The sequence below is a fragment of the Saccharopolyspora karakumensis genome (assembly GCF_004349225.1).
Taxonomy (GTDB): Bacteria; Actinomycetota; Actinomycetes; order Mycobacteriales; family Pseudonocardiaceae; genus Saccharopolyspora; species Saccharopolyspora endophytica.
In genome coordinates this window covers 1-25,875 of the sequence record NZ_SMLA01000042.1, presented here as the reverse complement: position 1 = coordinate 25,875, position 25,875 = coordinate 1, and the positions used below count along the sequence as shown (strand labels likewise).

26 protein-coding genes are annotated in these 25,875 nt (G+C 70.6%); 4 read left to right on the top strand and 22 right to left on the bottom strand.

What is annotated here, in order from left to right:
- Positions 1–50: 50 nt before the first annotated feature.
- From secG to uvrC, 8 genes are all read right to left on the bottom strand, one after another.
- A complete protein-coding gene (gene secG, locus E1202_RS22745) occupies positions 51–284 on the bottom strand; it encodes a preprotein translocase subunit SecG (RefSeq protein WP_010310736.1) in 234 nt (77 codons plus the stop codon).
- Between the two features lie 212 nt (positions 285–496).
- A complete protein-coding gene (gene tpiA / locus E1202_RS22740; RefSeq protein WP_132685165.1) occupies positions 497–1,282 on the bottom strand; it encodes a triose-phosphate isomerase in 786 nt (261 codons plus the stop codon).
- A complete protein-coding gene (locus E1202_RS22735) occupies positions 1,282–2,484 on the bottom strand; it encodes a phosphoglycerate kinase (RefSeq protein WP_132685164.1) in 1,203 nt (400 codons plus the stop codon). Before E1202_RS22735 ends, tpiA begins: the two co-directional genes overlap by 1 nt.
- Before the next feature lie 300 nt (positions 2,485–2,784).
- A complete protein-coding gene (gene gap / locus E1202_RS22730; RefSeq protein ID WP_132685163.1) occupies positions 2,785–3,795 on the bottom strand; it encodes a type I glyceraldehyde-3-phosphate dehydrogenase in 1,011 nt (336 codons plus the stop codon).
- A gap of 539 nt (positions 3,796–4,334) precedes the next feature.
- The gene (whiA, locus tag E1202_RS22725) at positions 4,335–5,321 is read right to left on the bottom strand and encodes a DNA-binding protein WhiA (protein WP_132622499.1); all 987 of its coding nucleotides are present in this window, start codon (positions 5,319–5,321) and stop codon (positions 4,335–4,337) included.
- A complete protein-coding gene (locus tag E1202_RS22720; RefSeq protein ID WP_132685162.1) occupies positions 5,312–6,289 on the bottom strand; it encodes a gluconeogenesis factor YvcK family protein in 978 nt (325 codons plus the stop codon). Before E1202_RS22720 ends, whiA begins: the two co-directional genes overlap by 10 nt.
- Positions 6,286–7,164: an RNase adapter RapZ gene (gene rapZ, locus E1202_RS22715; protein WP_132678106.1), complete on the bottom strand. Its 879-nt coding sequence runs from the start codon at positions 7,162–7,164 to the stop codon at positions 6,286–6,288. Before rapZ ends, E1202_RS22720 begins: the two co-directional genes overlap by 4 nt.
- Positions 7,157–9,127, bottom strand: a complete 1,971-nt coding sequence (gene uvrC / locus E1202_RS22710) for an excinuclease ABC subunit UvrC (RefSeq protein ID WP_132685161.1) — start codon at positions 9,125–9,127, stop codon at positions 7,157–7,159. The genes rapZ and uvrC overlap by 8 nt, the downstream gene beginning before the upstream one ends.
- Before the next feature lie 118 nt (positions 9,128–9,245).
- Here uvrC and E1202_RS22705 point away from each other — a divergent pair, with 118 nt between their 5' ends.
- Positions 9,246–10,214, top strand: coding sequence for an MBL fold metallo-hydrolase (locus tag E1202_RS22705; protein WP_132685160.1), 969 nt, complete (start codon positions 9,246–9,248; stop codon positions 10,212–10,214).
- A gap of 109 nt (positions 10,215–10,323) precedes the next feature.
- Here E1202_RS22705 and E1202_RS22700 read toward each other — a convergent pair whose 3' ends face one another.
- Together E1202_RS22700 and E1202_RS22695 are read right to left on the bottom strand one after the other, a co-directional pair.
- Entirely contained in the window at positions 10,324–11,403 is a 1,080-nt protein-coding gene (locus E1202_RS22700) for a glycoside hydrolase family 172 protein (protein WP_132685159.1), read from the bottom strand.
- A 76-nt stretch (positions 11,404–11,479) separates the two neighbouring features.
- Positions 11,480–12,502 carry a beta/alpha barrel domain-containing protein gene (locus tag E1202_RS22695; protein WP_235878885.1) on the bottom strand — a complete coding sequence of 341 codons (1,023 nt, stop codon included), beginning with the start codon at positions 12,500–12,502 and terminating at the stop codon, positions 11,480–11,482.
- A gap of 177 nt (positions 12,503–12,679) precedes the next feature.
- Here E1202_RS22695 and E1202_RS22690 point away from each other — a divergent pair, with 177 nt between their 5' ends.
- The 3 genes from E1202_RS22690 (at position 12,680) to E1202_RS22680 (ending at position 15,110) form a co-directional block, all read left to right on the top strand.
- Positions 12,680–13,435 (top strand): DeoR/GlpR family DNA-binding transcription regulator, encoded by a 756-nt coding sequence (locus E1202_RS22690; RefSeq protein WP_132685158.1) that lies wholly within the window; start codon positions 12,680–12,682, stop codon positions 13,433–13,435.
- Complete coding sequence (locus E1202_RS22685) at positions 13,428–14,597, top strand: MFS transporter (protein WP_132685157.1); 1,170 nt, start codon at positions 13,428–13,430, stop codon at positions 14,595–14,597. The genes E1202_RS22690 and E1202_RS22685 overlap by 8 nt, the downstream gene beginning before the upstream one ends.
- A gap of 138 nt (positions 14,598–14,735) precedes the next feature.
- Positions 14,736–15,110, top strand: a complete 375-nt coding sequence (locus E1202_RS22680) for an FKBP-type peptidyl-prolyl cis-trans isomerase (RefSeq protein WP_132679555.1) — start codon at positions 14,736–14,738, stop codon at positions 15,108–15,110.
- Between the two features lie 297 nt (positions 15,111–15,407).
- On the opposite strand, the gene E1202_RS22675 is transcribed toward E1202_RS22680, so the two are convergent.
- The 12 genes from E1202_RS22675 to def all read right to left on the bottom strand — a co-directional run bounded on the left by E1202_RS22675 (position 15,408) and on the right by def (position 25,779).
- Positions 15,408–15,845, bottom strand: a complete 438-nt coding sequence (locus E1202_RS22675; protein WP_132685156.1) for a PH domain-containing protein — start codon at positions 15,843–15,845, stop codon at positions 15,408–15,410.
- Positions 15,842–16,342, bottom strand: a complete 501-nt coding sequence (gene ribH / locus E1202_RS22670; RefSeq protein ID WP_132685155.1) for a 6,7-dimethyl-8-ribityllumazine synthase — start codon at positions 16,340–16,342, stop codon at positions 15,842–15,844. Before ribH ends, E1202_RS22675 begins: the two co-directional genes overlap by 4 nt.
- A 109-nt stretch (positions 16,343–16,451) precedes the next feature.
- Entirely contained in the window at positions 16,452–17,750 is a 1,299-nt protein-coding gene (locus E1202_RS22665) for a bifunctional 3,4-dihydroxy-2-butanone-4-phosphate synthase/GTP cyclohydrolase II (RefSeq protein ID WP_132685154.1), read from the bottom strand.
- A complete protein-coding gene (locus E1202_RS22660) occupies positions 17,747–18,406 on the bottom strand; it encodes a riboflavin synthase (RefSeq protein ID WP_132685153.1) in 660 nt (219 codons plus the stop codon). The genes E1202_RS22665 and E1202_RS22660 overlap by 4 nt, the downstream gene beginning before the upstream one ends.
- Positions 18,407–18,443: 37 nt before the next feature.
- The gene (gene ribD / locus E1202_RS22655) at positions 18,444–19,463 is read right to left on the bottom strand and encodes a bifunctional diaminohydroxyphosphoribosylaminopyrimidine deaminase/5-amino-6-(5-phosphoribosylamino)uracil reductase RibD (RefSeq protein WP_132685152.1); all 1,020 of its coding nucleotides are present in this window, start codon (positions 19,461–19,463) and stop codon (positions 18,444–18,446) included.
- Positions 19,464–19,497: 34 nt separating this feature from the next.
- Positions 19,498–20,178 carry a ribulose-phosphate 3-epimerase gene (rpe, locus tag E1202_RS22650; protein ID WP_132685187.1) on the bottom strand — a complete coding sequence of 227 codons (681 nt, stop codon included), beginning with the start codon at positions 20,176–20,178 and terminating at the stop codon, positions 19,498–19,500.
- A gap of 114 nt (positions 20,179–20,292) precedes the next feature.
- Entirely contained in the window at positions 20,293–21,678 is a 1,386-nt protein-coding gene (locus tag E1202_RS22645) for an amino acid permease (RefSeq protein WP_132685151.1), read from the bottom strand.
- A gap of 118 nt (positions 21,679–21,796) precedes the next feature.
- Positions 21,797–22,204 carry an OsmC family protein gene (locus E1202_RS22640; RefSeq protein ID WP_132679548.1) on the bottom strand — a complete coding sequence of 136 codons (408 nt, stop codon included), beginning with the start codon at positions 22,202–22,204 and terminating at the stop codon, positions 21,797–21,799.
- A 105-nt stretch (positions 22,205–22,309) separates the two neighbouring features.
- Positions 22,310–22,762, bottom strand: a complete 453-nt coding sequence (locus E1202_RS22635; RefSeq protein WP_132685150.1) for a nucleoside deaminase — start codon at positions 22,760–22,762, stop codon at positions 22,310–22,312.
- 139 nt (positions 22,763–22,901) lie between these two features.
- Positions 22,902–24,311, bottom strand: coding sequence for an RsmB/NOP family class I SAM-dependent RNA methyltransferase (locus E1202_RS22630; RefSeq protein WP_132685149.1), 1,410 nt, complete (start codon positions 24,309–24,311; stop codon positions 22,902–22,904).
- Positions 24,308–25,231, bottom strand: coding sequence for a methionyl-tRNA formyltransferase (gene fmt, locus E1202_RS22625; protein ID WP_132685148.1), 924 nt, complete (start codon positions 25,229–25,231; stop codon positions 24,308–24,310). Before fmt ends, E1202_RS22630 begins: the two co-directional genes overlap by 4 nt.
- A 2-nt stretch (positions 25,232–25,233) precedes the next feature.
- On the bottom strand, positions 25,234–25,779 hold the full coding sequence (gene def / locus E1202_RS22620) for a peptide deformylase (RefSeq protein ID WP_132622537.1): 546 nt from the start codon (positions 25,777–25,779) through the stop codon (positions 25,234–25,236).
- Positions 25,780–25,875: the final 96 nt, after the last annotated feature.

Below are 25,875 nucleotides of genomic sequence, written 5' to 3'. Positions count from 1 at the left end.
CTCACCCACCAAGCGGCCCGGGGTTGCTCGACCGTCAACGAGCCGGTCGATCAACCGATCTTGATCAACAGGCCGACGCCGATGATGGAGATGACCCACAGCGCCATGACGAACAGCGTCATTCGGTCGAGGTTCTTCTCCGCCACGCTGGAGCCGGCCAGGTTTGACTGCATACCGCCGCCGAACAGCGAGGAGAGTCCGCCCCCCTTGGCCCGGTGCAGCAGGACAAGCAGCACCAGCAGGACACTCGTCACGATCAACATGATCTGCAGGAAAAGAGTCATATCGTCCTCGTTCGCACAGCGGTTCGCAACCTAGAGTACCGGCCCGCCAACCCCCAGTTGACCAGTCCACCCATTTACGCACCGAGGGTCCCACACGCCGACGTGTGATTCTTCGGCGGGCGACAACCGGACACCGGAAATCGTGAAGTGGAATTCACCCGAAACGACGAGAGGGCGCCCCGGCGCTTGACCGGGGCGCCCTCTCGCGCAGGTCACGGCAGCGGTCCGCCCGCGGCCATGGCGGAGAGCTTGGCGAACTCGTCGGCGTTGAGGCTCGCGCCGCCGACCAGCGCGCCGTCGACGTCGCTCTGCCCGACCAGCTCACCGATGTTGCTGGACTTCACCGAGCCGCCGTAGAGCACGCGGATCTCGTCGGAGATCTCCTTGCCGTACTTGTCGCTGAGCGCCTGCCGCAGCGCGCCGCAGACCTCCTGGGCGTCGGCGGCGGTGGCCACCTTGCCGGTGCCGATGGCCCAGACGGGCTCGTAGGCGACGACGACCTGGCGGACCTGCTCGGCCTTGAGGCCCTTGAGCCCGTTGATGAGCTGCGTGGTGCAGTGCTCCACGTGGCCGCCGGCCTCGCGCACGTCGAGGGCTTCACCGACGCAGAGGATCGGCGACATCTCGTTCTTGAGGACCTGGCGGACCTTCTTGTTGACGAGCTCGTCGGTCTCGGCGTGGTACTCGCGGCGCTCGGAGTGCCCGACCACCACGTAGCTGCACCCGAGCTTGGCCAGCATCGGTCCCGAGACCTCACCGGTGTAGGCACCGGATTCGTGCTCGGAGACGTCCTGCGCGCCGTGCTTGATGAGCAGCTTGTCGCCGTCGATGAGCGTCTGGACGCTGCGGATGTCGGTGAACGGCGGGATGACCGCCACCTCGACCTTGGCGAAGTACTTCTCCGGCAGCGCGAAGGCGAGCTTCTGCACCAGGGCGATGGCCTCGAGGTGGTTGAGGTTCATCTTCCAGTTGCCGGCGATGAGGGGCTGACGAGCCATCAGGCTTCACCTTCCAGGACCTGAACACCCGGGAGCTCCTTGCCCTCCAGGTACTCCAGCGACGCGCCACCGCCGGTGGAGATGTGCGAGAAGCCGTCCTCGGGCAGGCCGAGGGTGCGCACGGCCGCGGCCGAGTCGCCGCCGCCGACGACGCTGAAGGAGTCGGAGTCGACGATGGCCTGCGCGATCCCGCGGGTGCCTTCGGCGAAGGCCGGGAACTCGAACACGCCTGCCGGGCCGTTCCAGAACACGGTGCCCGCACCGCGCAGGACCTCGGCGAACTGCTCGACGCTGCGGGGGCCGATGTCCAGGCCCATCCAGCCGTCCGGGATGGCGTCGGCGTCGACGGTCTGCTTCTCGGCGTCGGCGGCGAAGCGGTCTCCGGCCACGATGTCGACCGGCAGCACGATCTTGTCGGCGGCGTCGGCGAGCAGCTTCTTGGTGTTGTCGATCTGGTCTTCCTGCAGCAGCGAGGAGCCCACGCCGTAGCCCTGGGCGGCCAGGAAGGTGTAGGCCATGCCGCCGCCGATGAGCAGCTTGTCGACCTTGGGCAGCAGCGCCTTGATCACGCCGAGCTTGTCGGAGACCTTGGAACCGCCGAGCACCACCGCGTAGGGGCGCTTGGCGTCGCCGGTGAGGGTGCGCAACACCTCCACCTCGGCCAGCACGAGGCCGCCGGCGTAGGCGGGCAGCTTCTTGGCGACGTCGAAGACCGAGGCCTGCTTGCGGTGCACGACGCCGAAGCCGTCGGAGACGAAGGCGGCGCCGTCGCCGACCAGCGCGGCGAGGTCGGCGGCCAGCGACTCGCGCTCGGCGTCGTCCTTGCTGGTCTCGCGGGCGTCGAAGCGCACGTTCTCCAGCAGCGCGACGCCGCCGTCGGCGAGACCGGCGACGGTGGACTCGGCGGACTCGCCGACCAGGTCACCGGCCAGCGCGACGTCGGAGCCCAGCAGCTCGCCGAGGCGGCGGGCGACCGGCGCCAGCGAGAACCGCGGGTCGGGCTCGCCCTTGGGACGGCCGAGGTGCGCGGTGAGCACGACCTGCGCACCGGCTTCGGTGAGCTTGGTGACGGTCGGCAACGAGGCTCGCACGCGGCCGTCGTCGGTGATCGTGTCGCCGTCCAGCGGCACGTTGAGGTCGGCGCGCACCAGGACGCGACGACCCCGCACGCCCTCGGACAGCAGATCGTCGAGGTTCTTCACGCTCTCACTCCTACAAAAGACGGGAAAACCCGCACGAGCTCGGTTTGATCGAACGGCTCGTGCGGGTTTCACAGGGCGTCAGCTCCAGTACCGGGAGACAGGAGTGCTCACCGGGCAAGCGGCGGAGCCGCTTTCTCCTTACCCCACCTGAGCAACTCGCACCGCCGCGGGTTCGCCAGCGACTTCGTGGCGAGGGCGGCCACTCCGCCGTGCATTGGACATACATCAGGAGTGGCACCCGCAGTCCACGAAGCCGCTCAGGTTCCGCTACCCGCACCGCTGCGCAGAACGAGTGGTGATTCAGGAAAGCTTCGAACCGACCAGGTTGACGAGGTCGGCGAGGCGGTTGGAGTAGCCCCACTCGTTGTCGTACCAGCCGACGATCTTGACCTGGTTGCCGATGACCTTGGTCAGCGGCGCGTCGAAGATCGTCGAGTGCGGGTCGGTGACGATGTCGGAGGAGACGATCGGGTCCTCGTTGTACTTGAGGATGCCCTTGAAGCGACCCTCGGCAGCGGCGGCCTTGAACGCCTCGTTGACCGACTCGGTGGTGGCGTCCTTCTGCACGGTGGCGGTCAGGTCGGTGACCGAACCGGTCGGCACCGGGACGCGCATGGCGTAGCCGTCGAGCTTGCCGTTGAGCTCCGGGATGACCAGGCCGATGGCCTTGGCGGCGCCGGTGCTGGTCGGCACCACGTTGACCGCGGCGCCACGGGCGCGGCGCAGGTCCTTGTGCGGGCCGTCCTGCAGGTTCTGGTCCGCGGTGTAGGCGTGGACCGTGGTCATCAGGCCCTGCTCGATGCCGAAGGTGTCGTTGAGGACCTTCACCATCGGCGCGAGGCAGTTGGTGGTGCAGGAGGCGTTGGAGATGATGGTCTGCGTGCCGTCGTACTTCTCGTCGTTGGCACCCAGCACCACGGTCAGGTCCTCGCCCTTGGCCGGGGCGGAGATGATGACCTTCTTCGCGCCGCCCTCGTCGACGTGCTTGCGAGCGTCGGCGGCGTTGGTGAAGAAGCCGGTGGACTCGACGACGACGTCCACACCCAGGTCGCCCCACGGCAGCTTGCCCGGGTCACGCTCGGCGAGGATCTTGATGAGCTTGCCGCCCACCTCGATGCCCTCACCGGTGACCTTCACCTCCTGGTCGAGGCGACCAAGGATGCTGTCGTACTTGAGCAGGTGCGCCATGGTCGCGACGTCGCCCAGGTCGTTGGCGGCCACGATCTCGATGTCGTGATCGCTGGCGGTCGCCGCACGCCAGAAGTTCCGCCCGATCCGACCGAAGCCGTTGATACCTACGCGAACGGTCACGCCGATCTCTCCTCGTGACTGACCCGGCCGATGACTTCGGCGGGTGAGTTGATGGTCTCGGGTTCACCCTATCTGCCTCGGCAGCCCCCGCGCGTGGGCGGTCGCGGGCTGTCACGGCGCGTTCGGGTGAGCGAGCCCGAGCATACCCGCCGAACCCCGAGCGGGCGGCATCTTTGCAGTTCAGAAGCCCACCCCGGGCGATGACGAGAACGCGCCACCGGTGATCGGAATCTCTGCACCGGTTCGGCGAGAGCGACGAAGCCAGCCCGACCACGAAACCGACGCACCGCACGTCAGGCAAGCGGCGAAGCCGCTTCCTCAGCACCCCACCCGACCAACCCGCACCGTCAGGCAAGCGGCGAAGCCGCTTTCTCACCACCCCACCCGAGCAACCGGCACCGCCGCGGGTTCTGAGCGGCTCTCTGGCGAGGACGGCCACTCCGCGGTGTATTGGACATACATCAGGAGTGGCACCCGCAGTCCAGAGAGCCGCTCAGGTTCCGCCACTCGCACCGCTGAGCAGAACGAGCCGGAGAAGATCAAGCCTCGGCTTCGAGCATTTCTGCTGTTACTGCTGACTCCGTGTCCGGAACGCCGAGTTCGCGGGCGCGCTTGTCGGCCATCGCCAGCAGCCGCCGGATGCGGCCTGCGACGGCGTCCTTGGTCATCGGCGGGTCGGCGAGCTGGCCGAGCTCCTCCAGCGACGCCTGGCGGTGGGCCAGTCGCAGCCGACCGGCGACCGTGAGGTGGTCGGGCGCGTTGGGGCCGAGCAGGTCGAGGGCCCGTTCGACGCGGGCGGCCGAGGCGACCGCCGCGCGGGCCGACCGGCGCAGGTTCGCGTCGTCGAAGTTGGCCAGCCGGTTGGCGGTGGCGCGCACCTCGCGCCGCATCCGCCGCTCTTCCCAGGACAGCACGCTGGAGTGCGCGCCGAGCCTGGTCAGCAGGGCTCCGATGGCGTCGCCGTCGCGGACCACGACGCGGTCCGCGCCGCGCACCTCGCGCGACTTGGCCGACACCCCGATCCGCCGGGCCGAGCCGACCAGCGCCAGCGCGGCTTCCGGTCCGGGGCAGGTGACCTCCAGGGAGGAGGACCTGCCGGGCTCGGTGAGCGAGCCGTGCGCGAGGAAGGCGCCGCGCCACGCGGCTTCGGAGTCGCAGGAGCCGCCGGAGACCACGTGCGCGGGCAGCCCGCGCACCGGACGTCCGCGCGGGTCGAGCAGCCCGGTCTGCCGGGCGAGGCCTTCGCCGTCCTTGACCACGCGCACCACGTAGCGAGTTCCCTTGCGCAGGCCGCCGGAGGTGATCACGTGCACGTCGGAGTGGTGTCCGAACAGCTCGTGGACCTCCTTGCGGAGCCTGCGCGCGGTGGATCCGCTGTCGAGTTCGGCCTCGACCACCACCCGGCCGGCGACGATGTGCAGTCCGCCGGCGAAGCGCAGCAACGACGAGACCTCCGCTCGTCGGCAGCACGTCTTGCTCACCGACAACCGGCTCAACTCGTCCTTGACCGCCGCGGTCATCGCCACTGGTCCGTCCTCCTCTCCAGTGCGGCCCGCAGGCTCGCCGCGAGCGCCTGCGGGTCGTGCCGTCCCGGCACGGCGGGCGCGGCGATCTTGTCCAGCAAGGTCCAGGCGCCCAGGTCCGAGGCCGCCGAGCGCAACCGGTCCGGAGTGGGCACCGAGTCCGCATCGGCCAGCACGGCGTCGACCTTCAGCCGGGGCGCGTGTTGCGAGAGTACGTCCAGGTGTTGTTCGGGCGAGAAGCCCGCCGTCTCACCCGGCTGAGGGATGAGGTTGAGCACCACGAAACGCCGCGCGGACGTGGTCACCAGAGCCTCGTGCAGCTCCGGGACCAGCAGATGTGGCAGGACGCTGGTGAACCAGGAGCCGGGCCCGAGCAGCACCAGATCGGCGCGGGTGACGGCTTCCACGGCCTGCGGGCACGCCGTCGGGGGACCATCACCGTTCGCGTGCAATCGCACTTGTTTCACCCGACCGGGTGTACTGGCGAGAGCGACCTGGCCTCGAATGGTGCGCACGGCCTCCGGATCGGAGTCCAAACCGACGACGTCGCCGATCATGTCCAGCGGCCGCGTGGACATCGGGAGCACTCGCCCCCGCACGCCGAGGAGCTCGCAGGCGTGGTCGAGCACCTCGACCGGGTCCTGCAGCACCTCCAGCAGACCGGCGAGCAGCAGGTTGCCGACCGCGTGCCCGGCCAACGCTCCCGAACCGCCGAAGCGGTGCTGGAACACCTGCGACCACAGCTGCCCCTGCTCCCCGCCGTCGGCCAGCGCCGCGAGGGCTTTGCGCAGGTCACCTGGCGGCAACAGGCCGAGCTCGCGGCGCAGCCTGCCCGAGGAACCGCCGTCGTCGGCGACCGTGACCACGGCCGTGACGTCGGGGGTGATCCGGCGCAGCGCCGCCAACGACGCCTGCAGCCCGTGCCCGCCGCCCAGGGCGACCGCGCGGAGTGGCCGGTCTTCGCCCGTCACTCGCGCCCCAGGTCCCGGTGGACCGTCTTGACCATCATCCCGTCGTCCTCGGCGAGCCTGCGCGCCAGTTCCTCGACCAGCGCGACGCTGCGGTGCTTGCCGCCGGTGCAGCCCAGCGCCAGCGTCAGGTAGCGCTTGCCCTCCCGGTGGTAGCCGGCGCCGACCAGCCGCAGCAGCTGCTGGTAGCTGTCCATGAACTCCTCGGCGCCCTCCTGGCCGAGCACGTAGTTGCGCACCTCCTCGTCGAGGCCGTTGAACTCGCGCAGCTCGGGGATCCAGAACGGGTTGGGCAGGAAGCGGCAGTCCATGACCAGGTCGGCGTCCATCGGCAGGCCGTACTTGTATCCGAAGGACAGCACGGTCACGCGGGTGCGGGTGCTGGCCTCGGTGCCGAAGGCGTCCTCGATCTTGCTGCGCAGCTGGTGCACCGACAGACCGGTGGTGTCGAGCACCAGGTCCGCTTCCGAGCGCAGCCGCGACAGCAGCGAGCGCTCGGCGGCGATGCCGTCGGCCAGCCGGCCGTCGGCCTGCATCGGGTGACCGCGCCGCACCTGCTCGAAGCGGCGGATCAGCACCTCGTCGGTGGCCTCCAGGAACAGCACCTTCGGCTTGTACCCGCGGGCGTCGAGGTCCTTGATCACCGAGCCGAGGTCTTCGGTGAAGGCGCGGCTGCGCACGTCCATCACCACCGCGACGCGGGTGATCTGACCGCTGGAGCGGGCGCCCAGCTCGACCATGGTGGCGATCAGCTCCGGCGGCAGGTTGTCCACCACGAACCAGCCGAGGTCCTCCAGGCACTTGGCCGCGGTGCTGCGGCCGGCTCCGGACAGGCCGCTGACGACCGCGACCTCGATGCCCGAATGCTCGTCACTCACTTTGTTCCCCTTGTTTTCCGGCTGTCCCTTCGGCCAGCGCCGCGTGAACGGTTTCCGCGGTGCTGCGGCCGATCCCGGGTACCGCCACGATGTCCTCGACCGATGCCTGGCGAAGCTTCTTCACCGAGCCGAAGTGCTTGAGCAGCGCCGCGCGACGAGTCTCACCCAGACCTGGGATGGCGTCCAATGTGGAGCTCGTCATCCGCTTGCCGCGCTTGGACCGGTGGTAGCTGATGGCGAAGCGGTGCGCCTCGTCGCGCACCCGCTGCAACAGGTACAGCGCTTCGCTGTTGCGCGCCAGGATCACCGGATCGGGGTCGGCGGGCAGCCACACCTCTTCGAGGCGCTTGGCCAGGCCGATCACCGCGACGTCGGTGATGCCCATCTCGGTCAGCGCGTCGGCGGCGGCGTTGGCCTGCGGCCCGCCTCCGTCGATGACCAGCAAGTTCGGCGGGTAGGCGAACTTCTTGGGCCGACCGGTGTCCGGGTCGATCCCGGACGGGGCGTCGGCTCCGTCCTCCCTCGCCTCCTCCTTCGCGGTGTCGCTGAGGTAGCGGGCGAAGCGGCGGCGCACGACCTCGTCGATCGAGCCGACGTCGCCGCCTTCGGCGCCTTCGCGGACCTCGAACCGGCGGTACTCGGACTTGCGCGGCACGCCGTCCTCGAAGACCACCAGCGAGGCCACCACGTCGCTGCCCTGCACGTGGCTGACGTCGATGCACTCGATGCGCAGCGGCGCGGTGTCCAGCGCGAGCGATTCCTGCAGCTCCTGCAGCGCCGCCGAGCGCGCGGTGAGGTCGCCGGCGCGGCGCAGCTTGTACTGCTGGAACGCCTCCTTGGCGTTGCGCTCCACCGTTTCCATGAGCGCACGCTTATCACCGCGCTGCGGGACGCGCAGGCTGACGCGGCTGCCGCGCAGCTCGCCCAGCCAGCCGGCGATGGTCTCGGCGTCCTCGGGCAGGTCGGGCACCAGCACCTCGCGCGGCACCGGACTGCCACCGGCGTCGGCCTGATCGGCCAGCGCGGCCTGCTCGCCGTAGAACTGGGTGAGGAACTGCGAGGTGAGCGCGGCGGTGTCGGTCTGCTCCAGCTTGTCGATCACCCAACCGCGCTGACCGCGCACGCGGCCGCCGCGGATGTGGAAGACCTGCACGGCCGCGGCGAGCTCGTCCTCGGCGAAGGCCACCACGTCGGCGTCGGTGCCGTCGCCGAGCACCACCGCCTGCTTCTCCATCGCGCGGCGCAGCGCTTCGAGGTCGTCGCGCAGCCGGGCGGCGCGCTCGAACTCCAGCTCCGCCGAGGCCGCCTGCATCTGCTTGTCGAGCTTGCGCATCAGCTGGTCGGTCTGACCGGCCAGGAAGTCGCAGAAGTCCTCGACGATCCCGCGGTGCTCCTCGGCGCTGACCCGGTCCACGCACGGCGCCGAGCACTTGCCGATGTAGCCGAGCAGGCACGGGCGGCCGATCTGCGAGTGCCGCTTGAACACCCCGGACGAGCAGGTGCGCGCCGGGAACACCCGCAGCAGCAGGTCGAGGGTCTCGCGAATGGCCCACGCGTGGGCGTAGGGACCGAAGTAGCGCACGCCGCGCTTGCGCGGGCCGCGGTAGACGTGCAGCCGCGGGTACTCCTCGTGCAGCGTCACCGCCAGCACCGGGTAGGACTTGTCGTCGCGGTAGCGGACGTTGAACTTCGGGTCGTACTCCTTGATCCAGGAGTACTCCAGCTGCAGGGCCTCCACCTCGGTGCCCACCACGGTCCACTGCACGCCGGTGGCGGTCGTGACCATCTGCCGGGTGCGCGGATGCAACCCGGCGAGGTCGGCGAAGTACGAGGAGAGCCTGCTGCGCAAGCTCTTCGCCTTGCCGACGTAGATCACGCGCCCGGTGGCGTCGTGGAAGCGGTAGACGCCCGGGGCGTCCGGGATCGTGCCTGGTGCTGGTCGGTAGGTGGACGGGTCGGCCACGCCACCAGCCTACGTGCGAGCCCCGACGAACCGCGTCGGCGGCCGGTCACCACACCGAGTGCGGTAGCGGGCACACTGGGTGGTCCGCGATCTTCGCACGCACCGCCGGGAGGTCACAGTGAGCTACACCCACACCAGTCGTCCCGACCACGGCCCCGATCGATCCGCCCCTGACCGCGCCGCGCTCGCCGAGGTGGGACCGGGCGTGCACGCCTGGGTGCAGCCGGACGGCTCGTGGTGGATCAACAACGCCGGTGCGGTGATCACCGATGACGGGATCGCGCTGGTGGACACCTGCGCGACCGCGGAGCGCACCCGGCGGTTCCTGGACGCGGTCCGCGCAGCGGGCGGCGAGGCGCCGATCCGCTTCGCGGTCAACACGCACCTGCACGGCGACCACACCCACGGCAACGCGCTGCTGCCGGATTCCACCGTCCTCATCGGACACTCGGCGACGCGCGACGGCATCCTCGCCGACACCCTGCTCACCGCGACGCCACCGGTCTGGGAACCCGTGCCGCAGTGGGAGATCACCGAGCACCGCGCACCCTCTGTGGTGCTGCGGGACTCGCTGACCCTGCACGTCGGCGAGCGCGCCGTGGAGCTGCACCACCCGGGTTTCGCCGCCCACACGCCCGGGGACGTGGTCGCGTGGGTACCGGACGCCGCCGTGCTGTTCAGCGGCGACCTGCTGTTCCACGGCGTGACGCCGCTGGTGTTCATGGGTTCGGTGGAGGGCGCGCTGAAATCCCTGGAGTGGCTGGCCGGTTTCCGCCCCACCGCGGTGGTTCCGGGCCACGGACCGACGTTTCCCGGCTCCGCGCTCCCCCGCGTCCTGGAGGACCACGCGCGCTACTACCGCTTCGTCCTGGACACCGCGCGCAAGGGCCGCACCGACGGCCTCAGCCCGCTGGAGGCCGCGAAGCACTGCGACCTCGGCGAATTCGCGAACTGGCCGGACGCGGAGCGCATCGTGCTCAACCTCCACCGCGCCTACGCCGAGGCCGACGACCGCGACATGGACCTCGCCGAGGCGTTCGCCGACACCGTCACCTACCACGGCGGCCCCCTGCCGACCCACGTCTAGGGGCCACCCGGGCAGGGCGGCCATTCCAGTTCCGCGCGACGTTCGAGCCCCCGTTTCGGACTCGAACGTCGCGCGGAACTCGCAGAGAACTTCCCTGGTCGGGTGGCGGTCAGAGGGGGCGCGGGATGCGCTCCTCCACCGGGGCGAGGGTGACCGGCAGCGCCGGGAGGGTCTGGTACCAGTAGGCCGTCGAGGAGACGTCGTCGGAGCGCTTGTTGGCGTGACCGTGCTCGATGGTGGCCTTGATGGAGCGGTCGAAGACGATCGGGTCCTCGATGTGGAAGCGGTAGTAGGAGACCTGGCCGCTCCAGTTCTCGCCGCCGGGCATCGTGATCCCGTGGTAGGGCCCGTGGAACTCCTGGTTCGGGCACCACGCGGTGTTGAAGTAGTCCTCGGTCCCGGTGCCGTGCAGGCGCGGCGGCCACGGTTCTCCGTCGATGAAGAACATGTCGTCGCCCTCGCCGTACCAGTTCCACTCGGTGGTCTCGCGCAGGTTGTGCACGTTGAGGACGGTGCCGACGTAGTGCCCGCGCCCTTCGGCCCCCAGCATCACGAAGTTGCCCGCGCCGTCGGTGTTGTGGCCGCCGAAGAGGAACTCCTCGTTGGTCTGGTCGCCCTGCGGGACGCCTTCGGTGGGGTTCTGCCGCCGCCACTGGGCGTGGAAGTAGGCCAGTTCGGGGTCGGCTTCGCCGTAGCTCTCGTAGTCGACGTAGAAGTAGAACGTCACGGGCTTGACGCTCATCTCGCTGATCAGCTCGACGCGGGCGCGGCCGGCGAAGGGCATCGCGAACCAGCAGTTGAAGCCCTTGCCGTCCTGCGGGCTCATCTGCAGCGGCGCGGAGCTGAAGTTGACGCTGTGGGCGTGCCCGACGCCGAAGAAGTCGCCCAGAGGCACCAGCACGGCCGGGTGCGGCTGGTCGTCCCAGGTGATGCGCAGGACGAGCCGCCGCAGGTAGTCGGCTTCCAGCTCGACGGGTTCACCGACGTGGTCGAGCGCGACGGTGCACCAGATGTGGGTGATCACCCCGGGCCCGGTGATGTCGGCGAGCAGCCGCGTCTCGCCGGGCATGACGCGCACGTTGTCCTGGTTGCCGCCGGAGGTGTCCCAGCTCGACACCCTGCCGCGGCGCGTGGCGCGCAGCCGCGGCAGGTCCCTCAGACTGCTCCCGAAATCCCCGTAACCGGCCACAACGGCCTCCCCAGTTGGCAGACGACAGTGTCGATCATCACTGTCTACCACCTCGGGCGGCCTGGCCGGTCTCGTTTCACCGAGCCGGTGGCGTGTAGTTCTCGATGCGTCGCAACAGGTTCCGGATGCGGGCGCCGTAGATCGGCGAGAGGGCGTATCCCGGGTAGCTGGCGAACCAGCTGGCGCTGCCGAGGCTGACGGCGTCGGCACCGGCCCAGAAGTACTCGCGGCAGTCGTCGAAGCTGCGGATCCCGCCGGTGGCGATGATCGGCAGCGTCACCTCGGCGTCGCGCAGCTCCTTGACCACCCGCAGGCCGATCGGCTTGATCGCGCGGCCGGACAGCCCGCCGAAGCCGTTCTTGAGCAGCGGGGTGCCGGTCTCCGGGTCGAGGCGCAGGCCCTTGACCGTGTTGATCGCGGTCAGCGCGGACACGCCGTGCTTGGCGGCGAGGCGGGCGTGGCCGATGTAGTCGTAGTCGGGCGAGAGCTTGAGGATCACCGGGTGGTTGCTGCGCGGCACGGCCTCGGCCAGCACCGATTCGATGATCTCGTTGAAGTCGAAGTTGACGTTGTGGCAGGAGACGTTGAACTCCAGCGCCGCGATCTCGCCGACCGGCACGGCGGCGTTGACCTTGTCGACCAGGGTCACGAACTCCTCGGTGGAGAATCCGCCGACGGACATGATCGTGTTCTGCGCGCGGGTGCGCGGGTAGTAGTCGCGCAGGTAGGCGTCGATGCCGACGTTGCACCAGCCGAAGGCGTTGAGCCAGCCGCCGTCGACCTGCCGGAGGGCCTGCCCGTAGCGCTTGAGCAGCCCGGGCAGCTCCCGCAGCTCCCAGTCGTCCTTGGTGGTGAAGTGGCCTTCGCGCGGTTCGACGGTGACCGTGCGGGTGGTGACGGCGCCGAAGCGCTCCAGCGGCACGAAGTTCGAGATGGGGCTCATGCCGTAGGCCATGACCTTGGCGTTGGCCACGCCGTAGCCGAGCAGGCTGGACGAGGTGACCAGGCGGTTGCGCAGCCTGATGTCACCGAGCCGCACACCGGGTTCGGTGCTGTCGTCTCGCACCAACCGAAGGTTGCGCTCCTGGGCCAAGCTCACGATCTCCTCCTGCGGCACCCCGGTCGGCCTCGTGGACCGACGAACGGCCGCGGCCCGTGCGCCGCCGACCGACCACCGCCCATTGTCCCCCACGACCGGCGATGTCCCCATGCGGGCTCGCACACAGTTCTCCGAGGGCGTTTGCGTTTCGAACGCAGATCATGTTCGATTGAACAGGTGGAGAGTTCAGAACGAAGTCAGATCATCATCGAACGGCTTCGCCAGGCCGAACGGGTGACGGTCGCCGAACTGGCGGCGGCCACCAGCTGCTCGGAGATGACCATCCGCCGCGACCTCGACCAGCTCGCCGAGGAAGGCGTGCTGCGGCGCGTGCGCGGCGGCGCGGTGAGCTTCCTGCGCGGCCAGTCCGCTCCGTTCTCGCTGCGCGAGCGCGACTCGGTGGAGGTCAAGCGCAGGCTGGCCGCCGAGGTGGAGTCGCTGATCGCCGACGGCGAGTCGGTCATCCTCGACAGCGGCTCCACGACCAGGGAGGTCGCGCGGCGGCTGGCCGAGCGCCGGGTCACCGCGATCCCGCTGGACATGCACGCGGCCAACGCCCTTGCCAACGCCGCCGAGGTCGATCTGCTGCTGCCGGGCGGCCGGGCGAAACCGGGTGAGCTGTCCTTCGTCGGCCACCTGACCGAGACATCGCTGCGCGCGCTGCGGGTCGACACCACCGTGCTCGGGGTGTGCGGCCTGTCGGCGGAGCGCGGCTTGACCGCGCACGACCTGGAGGAGGTTCCGATCAAGAACGCGGCAGCGGACGCGGCGCAACGCGTCATCGCGGTGTGCCACGGCGCCAAGTTCGCCCGCACCGGGCTGGGTTTCGTGTGCCCGGTGACGAGCCTGGACGTGGTGGTGACCGATCGCAGCGCGCCCACCGACATGCTCGGGGAGCTGGAAGCGGCCGGAGTGGAGGTCCGCGTTGTCTGAAACGCTCACCGCTCCCGCCGCTTCCGACCGCCGCGCTCGCTGGGGAGTGATCGGCTACTTCGTGGCCACGGGCGCGGCGCTGGGCACCTGGACCTCGCGCATCCCGGCGATCAAGCAGGACCTGGGGCTCGACGACGGCCAGGTGACGGTGGCGCTGTTCGCGATCGCCGTCGGTTCGGTGCTGGCCATGCAGGTCGTCGGACACCTCGCCGACCGCTACGGCAGCGCCCGCGTGCTCGGACCCGCCGGGCTGGCGATGGCCGCGAGCCTGCTGGTGCCGGGTTACGCGGGTTCGCTGCCGGTGCTGGTGGGCGGCCTGGTGCTGTTCGGCGCCGGGCACGGCGTGGTGGACGTGGCCATGAACGCGCACGCGATGCAGGTGCAGCGACGCTACTCGCGGCCCATCGTGATCACCTTCCACGCGCTGTTCAGCGTCGGCGGCCTGATCGGCTCCGGTGTCGGGGCGGTGGCCGCGCAGCTGAGCCTGCCCGTGCCGCTGCACTTCACGCTGGCGGCGATCGCGCTGGCGCTGCTGGTGACGACCTCGCACCGGCGGCTGCTGCCCGCCGAACCGCACGAGGCGGCCGAGCGGAGCCGTGCTCGTGGCATGTCGCCGGCGATCCTGCTGCTGGGCGTCCTGGCGTTCAGCTGCTCGCTGGGTGAGGGTTCGATGGCCGACTGGTCACCGCTGTACCTGCACGACGAGCTGCGGACGAGCCCGGCGATCGCCGCGATCGGCTACGCGGTGTTCTCCACGATGATGGCGATCTGCCGCTTCCTCGGCGACCACCTGGTGGCCCGCTTCGGCCCGGTCGTCCTGGTCCGCACCTGCGGCCTGATCGCCGGTGTCGGCATGGGCGCGGGACTGCTCGCGCACAACCCGGTGGCGGCGATCATCGGCTTCGCGCTGTTCGGCATCGGCCTGTCCTGCATCATCCCGCAGGTCTTCAGCGCCGCCGGTTCCCGCGACCCGGCCCGGGCGGGCCGCGACCTCGCCCAGGTCAGCACCCTCGGCTACGGCGGTCTGCTGGCGGGCCCGGTCGTCATCGGCGTCATCACCCACTGGACCGACCTCACCACCGCCCTGCTCATCCCGGCCGCGTTGGCCCTCGTCGTGGCCCTCGCAGCCCCGATCGTCCGCCCCCGCCCCGCCGAGGGGTGACCGGATTCCAGTGGAAATCCGGGTCTGACTTCCATGGAAATCCGGTCCGCGCAGGGCGACGGGTGGGGCGGCGTGCCCTGGGCGTCGGGTGCGACCACAATGGTCGGTGAACGTTTCCGATCGTCTAGGAGCACTTTCGTGAGCAACGAGAAGCCCGTCGTCGAGGCCCCCACCGGCGAGCCGCCGGCAGACCTGGTGATCGAGGACCTCATCGTCGGCGACGGCGCGGAGGCCAAGGTCGGCGACAAGGTGGCCGCGCACTACGTGGGCATTTCGCACAGCACCGGCCAGGAGTTCGACGCCAGCTGGAACCGCGGCACGCCGCTGGAGCTCCAGCTGGGGTCCGGCATGGTCATCGAGGGCTGGGACAAGGGTCTGCAGGGCATGAAGGTCGGCGGCCGCCGTCGCCTGTCCATCCCGCCGCACATGGGCTACGGCCCGCGCGGCGTCCCGGGCGTCATCGCCCCCAACGAGACCCTCATCTTCGTCTGCGACCTCGTCTCCGCAGGCTGAGGCCCCCACCCACCCGGATTGCGCCGGTGTTCAGGCACCCGATTGCGGCGGTAATCCGCGTCCTCCGGCAGAACCGGACGAGGACGTGAAAACCCCGGTGATCACCACACGATCACCGGGGTTTTTCACACCCGAGAACCCAGGCACCCGGATTACGGCAGTGATCGGGCACCCGAATGCGGCCGTAATCGGATCCCTGATCGCGGCGGTAACCCGGGTCCCCGGCATCGGGACCGGAGGGGTGGACGTGAAAAACCCCGGTGGTCTTGGGATCACCGGGGTTCTCAGGGGTCTGGGTCAGGCGTCGATCGTTCGGCGGAGTTCTCGCAGGTCGCGCATGGCCGCGACCGCGTGATCGCCGTCGGTGGCCTGGACGGCCATGATCGGGACGTACTCGTCCTCGGGCAGTTCCACCCGCGCCCACGGGGCTCCGTCGGGGAAGGTGACGCCCTGCACCAGCTGCCACTGGATGCGCTGGGTTCCGATGATGTTGCGGACCTCCAGGCCCTCGGCGTCGGCGCGCAGCCGGGGCCGGGTCAGCAGCATCACGCCGGAGGCCAGCAGCAGGCCGAGCACGCCCATGGCGATCTGGTCGGAGAGGTTGAACACGACACCGGTCGGGGTGTTGCGCAGCAGCGTTCCCACCAGCGCGAACACCACGATCAGCAGGATCGCGATCGGGATCGCCACCCGGCGCACCTTGCGGGGGCGGACCACCACGGCTTCGGCGCTCACAGGAACCCCCTGTCACCGTCCACGCCACCGCGCAGTTCGCGCAGCACCAGCGCGGTCTCCAGCGCCGCCGCGGTGGCTTCGAAGCCCTTGTCCTCGACCGAGTCGGCGAACCCGGCGCGGGCCTCGGCCTGCTCCAGGGTGTCGCAGGTCAGCACGCCGTTGCCGACCGCCGTGGACTCGTCCAGCGACACCCGGGTCAGGCCCTGGGTGACCGAGTCGCACACGTACTCGAAGTGCGGGGTGCCGCCGCGGATGACCACACCCAGCGCGACCACGGCGTCGTGCGAGTGCGCGAGCTGCTGGCACACCACCGGCAGCTCCACCGAGCCCGGCACGCGGACCACGGTCGGCTCGGCGATGCCGGCTTGCCCGGCCGCCTCCACCGCGCGGTCGAGCATCTGGTCCACCAGCCGCTCGTGCCAGCGGATCGCCGCGATGGCCACCGTCAGCTCGCCCGCCTCGGGCACGCTGATCCGCGGCCTTCCTTCCCCACTCATTGCCTGTTCCGCCTCACTGTTCCGCCTCTCCGCGCTTCTCAGCGCGGCCGGGTTGCTGCGCGGTCGCCTGAGGTGCGGTTCTCGAGAACTGCTGCTGCTCTGGCGAAGCTCACGCCGTCACGCCGGTGTCCCCGCTGATCGAGGAGTCCTCGCCGTCGTCCAGATTGTCCAATACGTGGCCCATGCGGTCGCGCTTGGTCCGCAGGTAGCGGATGTTCTCCGGGTTCGGGCGGATCGGCAGCGGCACGCGGTCGACGATCCGCAGGCCGTAGCCCTCCAGACCGATCCGCTTGGCGGGGTTGTTGGTCAGCAGCCGCATCGACTTGATGCCCAGGTCGCACAGGATCTGCGCGCCCTGGCCGTAGTCGCGGCTGTCCACCGGCAGGTCCAGCGCGACGTTGGCGTCGACGGTGTCGGCGCCGTCGTCCTGCAGCTGGTACGCCTGCAGCTTGTGGATCAGCCCGATGCCGCGTCCCTCGTGACCGCGCATGTAGAGCACCACGCCGCGCCCGGCCGCGGCGACCTTCTCCATCGCCGCGTCCAGCTGCGGACCGCAGTCGCAGCGCAGCGAACCGATGACGTCTCCGGTCAGGCACTCGGAGTGCACCCGGACCAGGATGTTCTCGCCGTCGCCGATGTCGCCGTAGACCATCGCCAGGTGCTCGATGCCGTCGAGCGTGCTGTCGTAGCCGACGGTCCGGAACGTGCCGTGCACGGTGGGGATGCGGGCCTCGGCGACGCGCACCACCTGCTTCTCGAAGCGCCGGCGGTAGGTGATCAAGTCGGCGATGGTGATCAGCGCGAGGTCGTGCTCGTCGGCGAAGACCTCCAGCTCATCGCGGCGCGCCATGTCGCCCTCGGACTTCTGGCTGACGATCTCGCACAGCGCGCCCGCCGGACGCAGCCCGGCCAGCCGCGACAGGTCCACCGACGCCTCGGTGTGCCCGGGACGCCTCAGCACGCCGCCCTCGAGGGCGCGCAGCGGCACCACGTGACCGGGGCGCGTGAGGTCCTTCGGGGTGGCTTCGGCGTCGGCGAGCACGCGCAGCGTCTTGGCGCGGTCGGCCGCGGAGATGCCGGTGGTCACGCCCTCGGCCGCGTCCACCGTGACCGCGTAGGCGGTGCCCTTGCGGTCCTGGTTGGAGTGGTACATCGGCGGCAGGTCGAGGCGGTCGCAGTCCTCGGCGGGCATGCCGACGCAGATGTAGCCCGACGTGTAGCGGACCATGAAGGCCACCAGCTCCGGCGTCGCCTTCTCGGCGGCGAAGATCAGGTCGCCCTCGTTCTCGCGGTCCTCGTCGTCCACGACGATCACCGGCTTGCCGGCCGCGATATCGGCCAACGCCCGCTCGATGGTGTCGAACTTCTTCGTGCTCACCGTTTCCGAAACCTCGTCCTCGGGGTTCATCGCGCCTCCCTGATGCCGCCATTGTCCCCCGTCACCGCGGGTGCACCATGGTCGTGCCCGGCCAGCTGAGCTGCGGAGAGCCGTTCCAGGTGCTTGGCCAGCACATCCACCTCGATGTTCACTTCGTCACCTGCGGCGCGTCGGCCGAGGGTGGTCAGCTCCTTGGTGGTGGGGATCAGCGCGACGGAGAACCGCGCGGGCTCGCCGTCGGCGATCGCGGTGACGGTCAGGGACACGCCGTCGACGGTGATCGACCCCTTCTCCACCAGGTAGTGCGCGAGGTGCCCGGGCAGGTCGAAGGAGGTCAGCCCGGTGGCCTCGTCGGTGTCGCGCAGCACGGCGGTGCCGTCCACGTGACCTTGCACGATGTGCCCGCCCAGGCGCTCCCCCAGCGCCATGGCGCGTTCGAGGTTGACCCGCTCACCTGCGGCGATGTGCTTGAGCGAGGAGCGGCGCAGCGTCTCGGAGACCACGTCGACGGTGAACGCGCCGCCCTCGGTGGTGACCACGGTGAGACAGACGCCGTTGACCGCGATCGAATCGCCGTGCTTGGCGTCCTGGGTGACCACCGGACCACTGATGGTCAGCCGCGAGCCGTCCTCAAGGGGCTCCACGGTCTCGATGGTGCCGAGTTCCTCGACGATCCCGGTGAACACTGCTGCCTCCTGCCTGCCCTTGCGGCTCGCACCGGACTCAGTCCTGGGGGACCGCGCTGATCCGGACGTCCGGGCCACTCATCGTCGTCTCTTCGATCCGCAACCGCCATGCCTGCGAGATGCTTCCCACGCCCGCACTTCCCAGCGCGGCGGGCCCGGCTCCCAGCAGGGCCGGTGCGACGTAGGCCAGCACGCGGTCGACCAGGCCGGCTTCCCAGAAGGCACCCGCCAGGGTCGGCCCGCCCTCCAGCAGCACGTCGACCACTCCGCGCCCGGCAAGTTCGGCCAGCGCCGCGGCGGGATCGCCACCGGGCAGCCGGAGGGTCTCGGCGGCGTCGTCGAGGACCCGCGCCCCTGGTGGGATCTCGCGGTCGCCGATGACCACCCGCAGCGGTTGCCGGTCCAGCAGGTTCCCGTCCGGATCGCGGGCGGTGAGCTGCGCGTCGTCGGCGAGGATCGTGCCGGTGCCCGCGATGATGGCGTCCATCGCCGCGCGCACCCGGTGCACCTCGGCCCGGGACTGGGCCGAGCTGATCCACTTGCTGGTGCCGTCCGCGGCCGCCGAACGTCCGTCCAATGTGGCCGCGTACTTCCAGGTTACATGGGGCCGTCCGGTGTGGACGAAGTGCAACCAGGCCCGCAGCGGACCTTTCGCGACCTCGTCGGCGAGCAGACCACTGTGGACGTCGATCCCGGCGGCCCGCAGCACCTCGGCTCCGCCGGAGGCCGAGGGGTTCGGGTCGGCGGCGGCGTGCACCACGCGGACCACCCCGGCGGCCTGCAGCGCGTCGGCGCACGGCGGGGTGCGGCCGGTGTGCGCGCAGGGTTCGAGGGTGACCACGGCGGTGCCGCCCTCGGCGCGGTTTCCGGCCTCGCGCAGGGCGTTGACCTCGGCGTGCGGGCCGCCGGGCGGGCTGGTCGCGCCGACGCCGGCGACCTCGCCGCGCGCGTCGAGGATCACGCAGCCGACCGGCGGGTTCGGGCTGGTGGTGCCGCGAACCCGCTCGCTGGCCGCGATCGCGGCGCGCATCGCCCGGACTTCGACCTCAGCGGCCATGACGTGCTCCTCGGGCGATGCGCGGCGGTGGTGATCAGGCCCTGGCGTGGGTGAACGCCGGGGTGGCGGTGGCGCGCAGCGCCTCGATGGCCTGGGCGGGGTCTTCGGCGTTGTAGACGGCGGAGCCCGCCACGAAGCAGTCGACGCCGGCTTCGGCGGCCTGCTCGATGGTCTCGGCGTTGATGCCGCCGTCGATCTCGACGAGCAGCTTCAGGTGCCCGGTGTCGACCAGCTCGCGGGCCTTGCGGGCCTTGTCCAGGACCTCGGCCATGAACTTCTGGCCGCCGAAGCCCGGCTCCACCGACATCACCAGCAGGGTGTCGTAGTGCTTGAGGACCTCGACGTAGTCGTCGAAGTTCGTGCCCGGCTTGATCGCCAGACCGGCCTTGGCGCCCGCGGCGCGCAGGTCCTTGGCGAGGTTGATCGGGTCGTGGGCGGCCTCGACGTGCACGGTGACGTTGTGCGCGCCGGCCTCGGCGTAGCCCGGCGCCCAGCGGTCCGGGTCGTCGATCATCAGGTGGCAGTCGATCGGGATGTCGGTGGTCTTGAGGATCGACTCCACGACGGGCAGGCCCAGCGTGAGGTTCGGGACGAAGTGCGCGTCCATCACGTCGACGTGGAGCCAGTCGGCCCGCTTGCCGGGTTCTCCGCCCACGGCGGAGATCTCTTCGGCGAGCCGGGCGAAGTCTGCGGAGAGGATGGAAGGCGCGATCATCGGCTGGTTCGACACATGCGCGAGTTTAATTCCCACGCGGCCGAGCCGAGCTCACGCCCTCCTCCGATGGCGGCATTCCCGTCACGAGTGGTCGCCGGGACCCACCTTTCTCGGTCAAGCAGCCTTCTTGCGGTTGATCGCGTAGTAGGCGATGCACAGGACGACCACGAACGGCACACCCGCCTTCCACGCGGTGTTGAACTGCTCGGTGAACGGGGTCGTGAGCAGCACGGCCGCGACGAACAGCATCGCCAGCACGGTGGTGACCGGGGCGCCCGGCAGCCGGACCGGCGAGGGGTCCAGGCCCTGGGCGGCGCGACGACGGCGGAACACCAGGTGCGCGGCGAAGATCATCAACCACACCACCAGCGCCGCGAACAGCGCAAGGCCGATGAGCAGCGGGAACGCGCTCTCCTCGGTGAACACCGCCAGCGCGGCGGCCAGCGCCAGGCCCGCCGCCGAGAGCACCAGCGCGCGGCGCGGGACGCCGTTGGCGCTGACCCCGGCGAACCACCGGGGGGCGTAGCCGTCGAGCGCGAGCGAGTGCGTCATGCGGGCGGTCAGGTACAGGTTGGTGTTCATCGCCGACAGCGCCGCGGTGAGCACCACGAAGTTCATGATCCCGGCCGCCGCGGGGACGCCGACCATGCTGAACAGCCGCACGAACGGGCTCTGCGTGACGTCCTCGGACGAGGAGATCTGGTCCCAGGGCAGGATCGAGACGACCACGAGCATGCCCATCACGTAGAACAGCGCGAGCCGCAGCACGGTGCTGCGCGCGGCGCGCGGGACGTCGCGGGCGGGGTCGCGGGACTCGGCGGCGGTCATCGACACCGCCTCGGTGCCCAGGTAGGAGAAGGTGACCACGGTGAGCGCGAGCCACACCGCGCCGAGCCCGTTGGGCAGGAAACCGCCGTGCTCGGTCAGCGCCCCGACTCCGGCGGGCGCCTGCCCGGGGAGGCCGAAGACGATGTAGACGATGCCGAGCACCACGAACACGACGATGGTGACGACCTTGATCATGGCGAACCAGTACTCGAACTCGCCGAAGAAGCGCACGGCGGCGAGGTTGATCGCCAGCATCACCACGGAGAAGCCCACGACCGGGATCCACAGCGGCACTTGCGGGTACCAGAACTGCAGGTAGAGGCCGGCGGCGATGACCTCGCTGCCGATGTTGACCACCTGCGCGGCCCAGTAGATCCAGCGCGAGATGAAGCCCGGCAGGCCACCGAGGTACTCGCGGATGACCGCGCCGAAACCACCGGCTTCGGGGTGCACCACGATCATCTCGGCCAGCGCGTAGGCCAGGGCGAGCGCGGCGAAGGCGGCCACGGCGTAGGCGATGATCACCGCGGGTCCGGCGATGGAGATCGCCAGGCCGGATCCGAGGAACAGCCCAGTCCCGATGGCGCCACCGATGGCGATCATGCCGACCTGGCGCCCGGAGAGGGCCCGGCGCAACCCGGACACCTGGGCCGGTGCGGTGTCGTCTACCACCTGAACTGCCTCCTGCTCGTCGCCGACCTGTTCGGACGTCCGAGCACCTTACGACGCGCTGCCGATCTCCGGCCCCGAGGTTGCCGAAGCGTTGCCTACGACTCCCCCGGAACCCTCATCAGCGCGGGAGCGTCAGGTTGATCGGGGTGGACTCCTCCACCGAGCGGCTGACGGTGCAGTACTTCTCGATGGCGCGCTGGACGGCGTCCAGGAGCTTGTCGCGGTTCTCGACGCCGTCGAGCTCGGCTTCCAGCGCGACCTGGATCTCGGCGAACTTGTGCTCGTCCTCGGGGTTCTTGGTCCGGTCGGCCCGCGCGACCAGCTGGGCGTCCTCTCCGATCCGCCGCACGAACAGGTTCTCGCTGGTCACCACCGAGCACGCGGCCACGGCGGCGAGCAGCAGCTCACCGGGGGTGAACGCGCCGGGCGCACCGTCGCGGCCCACGGCGACCTCAGCACCGCGCGAGTTGGTCGCGGTGAACGTGTGCTCGCCGGTGCGGGTCACTTCAACCGGAGTGGAGGACATTCGAACCACCTGTCGTCGGATTGCGGGGCCGCCCAACCTTCATCGAGCCCGCCTGCCCCGGTCAACCGGACGACGCCCGACGATGTTCCGCCTGAGACGACGCTCTCACTCCTCGCCGATGTCCTCGTTCCACAGCCGCGGGTGGGCGTCGATGAAGTCGGCCATCATGCGGGTGCAGGCGTCGTCGTCGAGGACCACCACGTCCACGCCGTGCTCGGCGAGCCAGTCGTGGCCGCCGTGGAAGTTGCGTGCCTCGCCGATGACGACGCGACCGATGCCGAACTGCCTGATCAGGCCGCTGCAGTACCAGCAGGGCGAGAGCGTGGTGACCATCGTGGTGCCGCTGTAGGAGCGCTGCCGACCGGCGTTGCGGAAGGCGGCCGTCTCACCGTGCACCGACGGGTCGTCGTCCTGCACGCGCCGGTTGTGCCCGCGCCCGAGCACCTCCCCGCCGGCGCCGATCAGCGCGGCTCCGATGGGGATCCCACCGGAGGCCAGGCTCGCTTCGGCCTCCTCGACGGCGACCCGCAACCACTCCCGGTAGTCCACTGCGGACACTCCTTCGTCAGAAACTGCTCGGTGAACTCGTTGTGCGTAGCGGCGCGAGTTGCGGAACCTGGCACGCCGTCTGGACTCCGGGCGCCACTCCTGATGTATGCCAAGCACGGCGTCGCGGCGTCCTCGTCACCTCACAGTCTCAGACCTGGAACAGGGCGCAGAACATGGCATCGGTGCCGTGCTTGTGCGGCCACAGCTGCACGCCGGGCCCGTCCCCGAGGTCGGGCACGTCCGGGAAGTGCTCGCGCGCGTCGAGCTGGGTGACGCCCGTGCGCCGCACGACGTCGGCGACCACGCCTTCGGTCTCGGGCAGGTGCGGCGAGCACACGACGTAGCCGACGACGCCGCCGGGCCGGGTGAGACCGATCGCGGAGATCAGCAGTTCGCGCTGCAGCTTGGTCAGCTCGCCGACGTCGCCGGGCTGACGCCGCCAGCGCGCCTCCGGGCGTCGCCGCAGCGCGCCCAGCCCGGTGCAGGGCGCGTCGACCAGCACGCGGTCGAAACCGGGCTCCAGCCCGGGATCGCGCCCGTCGCCGGTGTGCACGGTGACCGACAGGCCGTCGGTGGCCTTGCGCACCAGCTCGGCGCGGTGCGGCGCCTGCTCGACCGCGTCGAGGGTGCCGCCGTCGAGGGTGACCAGCGCGCCCAGCAGCGCGGCCTTGCCGCCGGGGCCGGCGCACAGGTCGAGCCAGCGCAGGTCGGAGCCCTCGATCTCGGGGCGGGTGACGGCGAGGCTGGCGAGCTGGCTGCCCTCGTCCTGGACGGCGGCGAAGCCCTCCTGCACCGGTTCGAGGTCGCCCGGGTCGCCGGCACCGGCCTCCAGCCGCACGCCGTAGGGCGAGTAGGGCGCGGGGTCGCCGCCGGTGATGGCGGCGAGCTCGTCGGCGCTGATCTCGCCCGGCCGCGCGGTCAGGTGCACGGCCGGGCGGGCGTCGTCGGCGGCCAGGGCGTCTTCGAGCTCGTCGAGCCCGAGGGCGTCGGCGAAGGCCCGCGCGATCCACTTCGGGTGCGCGTGCTTCATCGCCAGGTAGCCGACGGGGTCCTCGTCCTGGTTCGGGGCGAGCTTGTCGACCCACCCCTGCTCGTCCAGCTCGGTCGCGCGCCGCAGCACCGCGTTGGCGAAACCGGACACCTTGGAACCGTTCTCGAACCGGACGATGTCCACAGTGGACGCCACAGCGGCGTGCGCGGGGATCCGGGTGCGCAGGAGCTGGTACACCCCGACGCGCAGCGCGTCCAGCAGCTTCGGGTCCATCTCGGACAGCGGGCGGGTGCTGCACTCGGCGATCACCGCGTCCAGCAGGCCCTTCGCGCGGCAGGCGCCGTAGGTGAGCTCGGTGGCCAGCGCCGCGTCGCGTCCGGAGATGCGGCGCTGCTTGAGCAGCGGCGGCAGCGCCAGGTTCGCGTAGGCGTCGCGCTCGCGGACCGCGCGCAGCGTCTCCACCGCCACCAACCGCACCGGGTCGACCTCCACCGGTCGCGGGTTGGGCTTGCGCTGCGGCGGGCGGGCCTTCGACGGGCGGGAGGGCCGTCGGCGGCGTTCAGTCACTGGAGCTTTTCTCCTTGCTCGATGCGTGTTCCGCGGGCCCAGTCGGTGGCGGCCATGCGCTTCTTGCCCGCCGCCTGCACCTCGCCGAGCGCGACCGCGGTGGTTGCGGTGCCGACCAGCACCCGTCGCTTCTCGGCCCTGATCTCGTTCGGCGGGAGCTGCTCGTCGGTGACGGTGACGGGGCCGAGCTTGAAACGCTCCTCCCCCAGCAGCGCCCACGCCCCGGGATCGGGGGTGACGGCGCGGACGAGCCGGTCGACGGCGGCGGCCGGTGCGGTGAAGTCGACCTTGGCGTCGTCGACGGTGACCTTCGGCGCGTAGCTGACGCCGTCGGTGGGCTGGTCCTCGGCGCGAACGCTGCCGTCCTCGACGCCGTCGAGGGTGGCCGCCAGCAGGCCCGCGCCCGAGATCGAGAGCCGTCCCAGCAGTTCACCGGAGGTGTCGGTACCGCGGATCTGCTCGGTGACCACGCCGAAGACGGGTCCGGCGTCGAGCTCGCGGACGATGCGGAAGGTGCTGGCGCCGGTGATCTCGTCGCCGTGCCGGATCGCGGCCTGCACCGGCGCGGCACCGCGCCACGCGGGCAGCAGCGAGAAGTGCAGGTTGACCCACCCGTGCTCGGGGATCGACAGCGCCTCCTCGCGCAGCAGCGCGCCGTAGGCGACGACCGGGCAGCAGTCCGGGCCGATCTCGCGCAGTCGCGCCAGGAACTCCGGTTCGGAGGCCTTCGCCGGGGTGAGCACGTCGATGCCGTGCTCGTCGGCGAGCGCCCCGACGGGCGAGCGCACCAGCTTGCGGCCGCGGCCGGCGGGAGCGTCCGGGCGGGTGACGACAGCGGCGACCTCGTGCCGGTCGGAGTCGATCAGCGCCTGCAGCGCGGGCACGGCGGGCGCGGGGGTTCCGGCGAAGACGACGCGCATCGTCAGCGGCCTCCGAACAGCGGGTGCGGGTTCTGCTTCATGACCGGGACGTCGCCGTCGAACCAGGACGCCTGGCGGATCTCGCGCATCGCCGCCTTGCGGGTCTCCTCGTCGAGGCGGTCGAGGAACAGCACGCCGTCGAGGTGGTCGGTCTCGTGCTGGATGCAGCGCGCCAGCAGGTCGGTGCCCTCGACCTCGATCGGCTCGCCGTGGGCGTTCCAGCCGCGCGCGACCACGTGCTGGGAGCGCAGGCAGTCCCAGGACATCCCGGGGATCGACAGGCAGCCCTCGGGCCCGAGCTGGCCGTCATCGCCGACGGCGGTCCAGGTGGGGTTGATGAGGTGCCCGGCGAAGCCGTCGCAGTGGTAGGTGAACACGCGCAGGCTCACGCCCAGCTGCGGAGCGGCCAGGCCGGCGCCGCCCTGGTCCTCCATGGTGTCCCAGAGGTCCTTGATGAGGGTGCGCAGCTCCTTGTCGAAGTCGACCACCTCGTCGGCCTTGGTGCGCAGAACGGGGTCGCCGAAGAGTCTGATCGGCTGGACGGTCACCTGGTCTCCCTGAAACGTCGACTACGACCTGACGAGTCTAGTCGCCGGACGCGCGCCTCGACCGACCGCCGCACCCCGCCCCCGCACCGCCCGAAC

What these genes read in the sequence shown, in the direction of transcription:
- fmt (WP_132685148.1), bottom strand. Translation starts at nt 25,231, where the DNA reads ATGCGCGTCGTCTTCGCCGGAACCCCCGCGCCCGCCGTGCCCGCGCTG.
- ribD (WP_132685152.1), bottom strand. Translation starts at nt 19,463, where the DNA reads ATGGCCGCTGAGGTCGAAGTCCGGGCGATGCGCGCCGCGATCGCGGCC.
- rpe (WP_132685187.1), bottom strand. Translation starts at nt 20,178, where the DNA reads ATGATCGCGCCTTCCATCCTCTCCGCAGACTTCGCCCGGCTCGCCGAA.
- secG (WP_010310736.1), bottom strand. Translation starts at nt 284, where the DNA reads ATGACTCTTTTCCTGCAGATCATGTTGATCGTGACGAGTGTCCTGCTG.
- tpiA (WP_132685165.1), bottom strand. Translation starts at nt 1,282, where the DNA reads ATGGCTCGTCAGCCCCTCATCGCCGGCAACTGGAAGATGAACCTCAAC.
- E1202_RS22640 (WP_132679548.1), bottom strand. Translation starts at nt 22,204, where the DNA reads ATGTCCTCCACTCCGGTTGAAGTGACCCGCACCGGCGAGCACACGTTC.
- E1202_RS22665 (WP_132685154.1), bottom strand. Translation starts at nt 17,750, where the DNA reads ATGAACCCCGAGGACGAGGTTTCGGAAACGGTGAGCACGAAGAAGTTC.
- ribH (WP_132685155.1), bottom strand. Translation starts at nt 16,342, where the DNA reads ATGAGTGGGGAAGGAAGGCCGCGGATCAGCGTGCCCGAGGCGGGCGAG.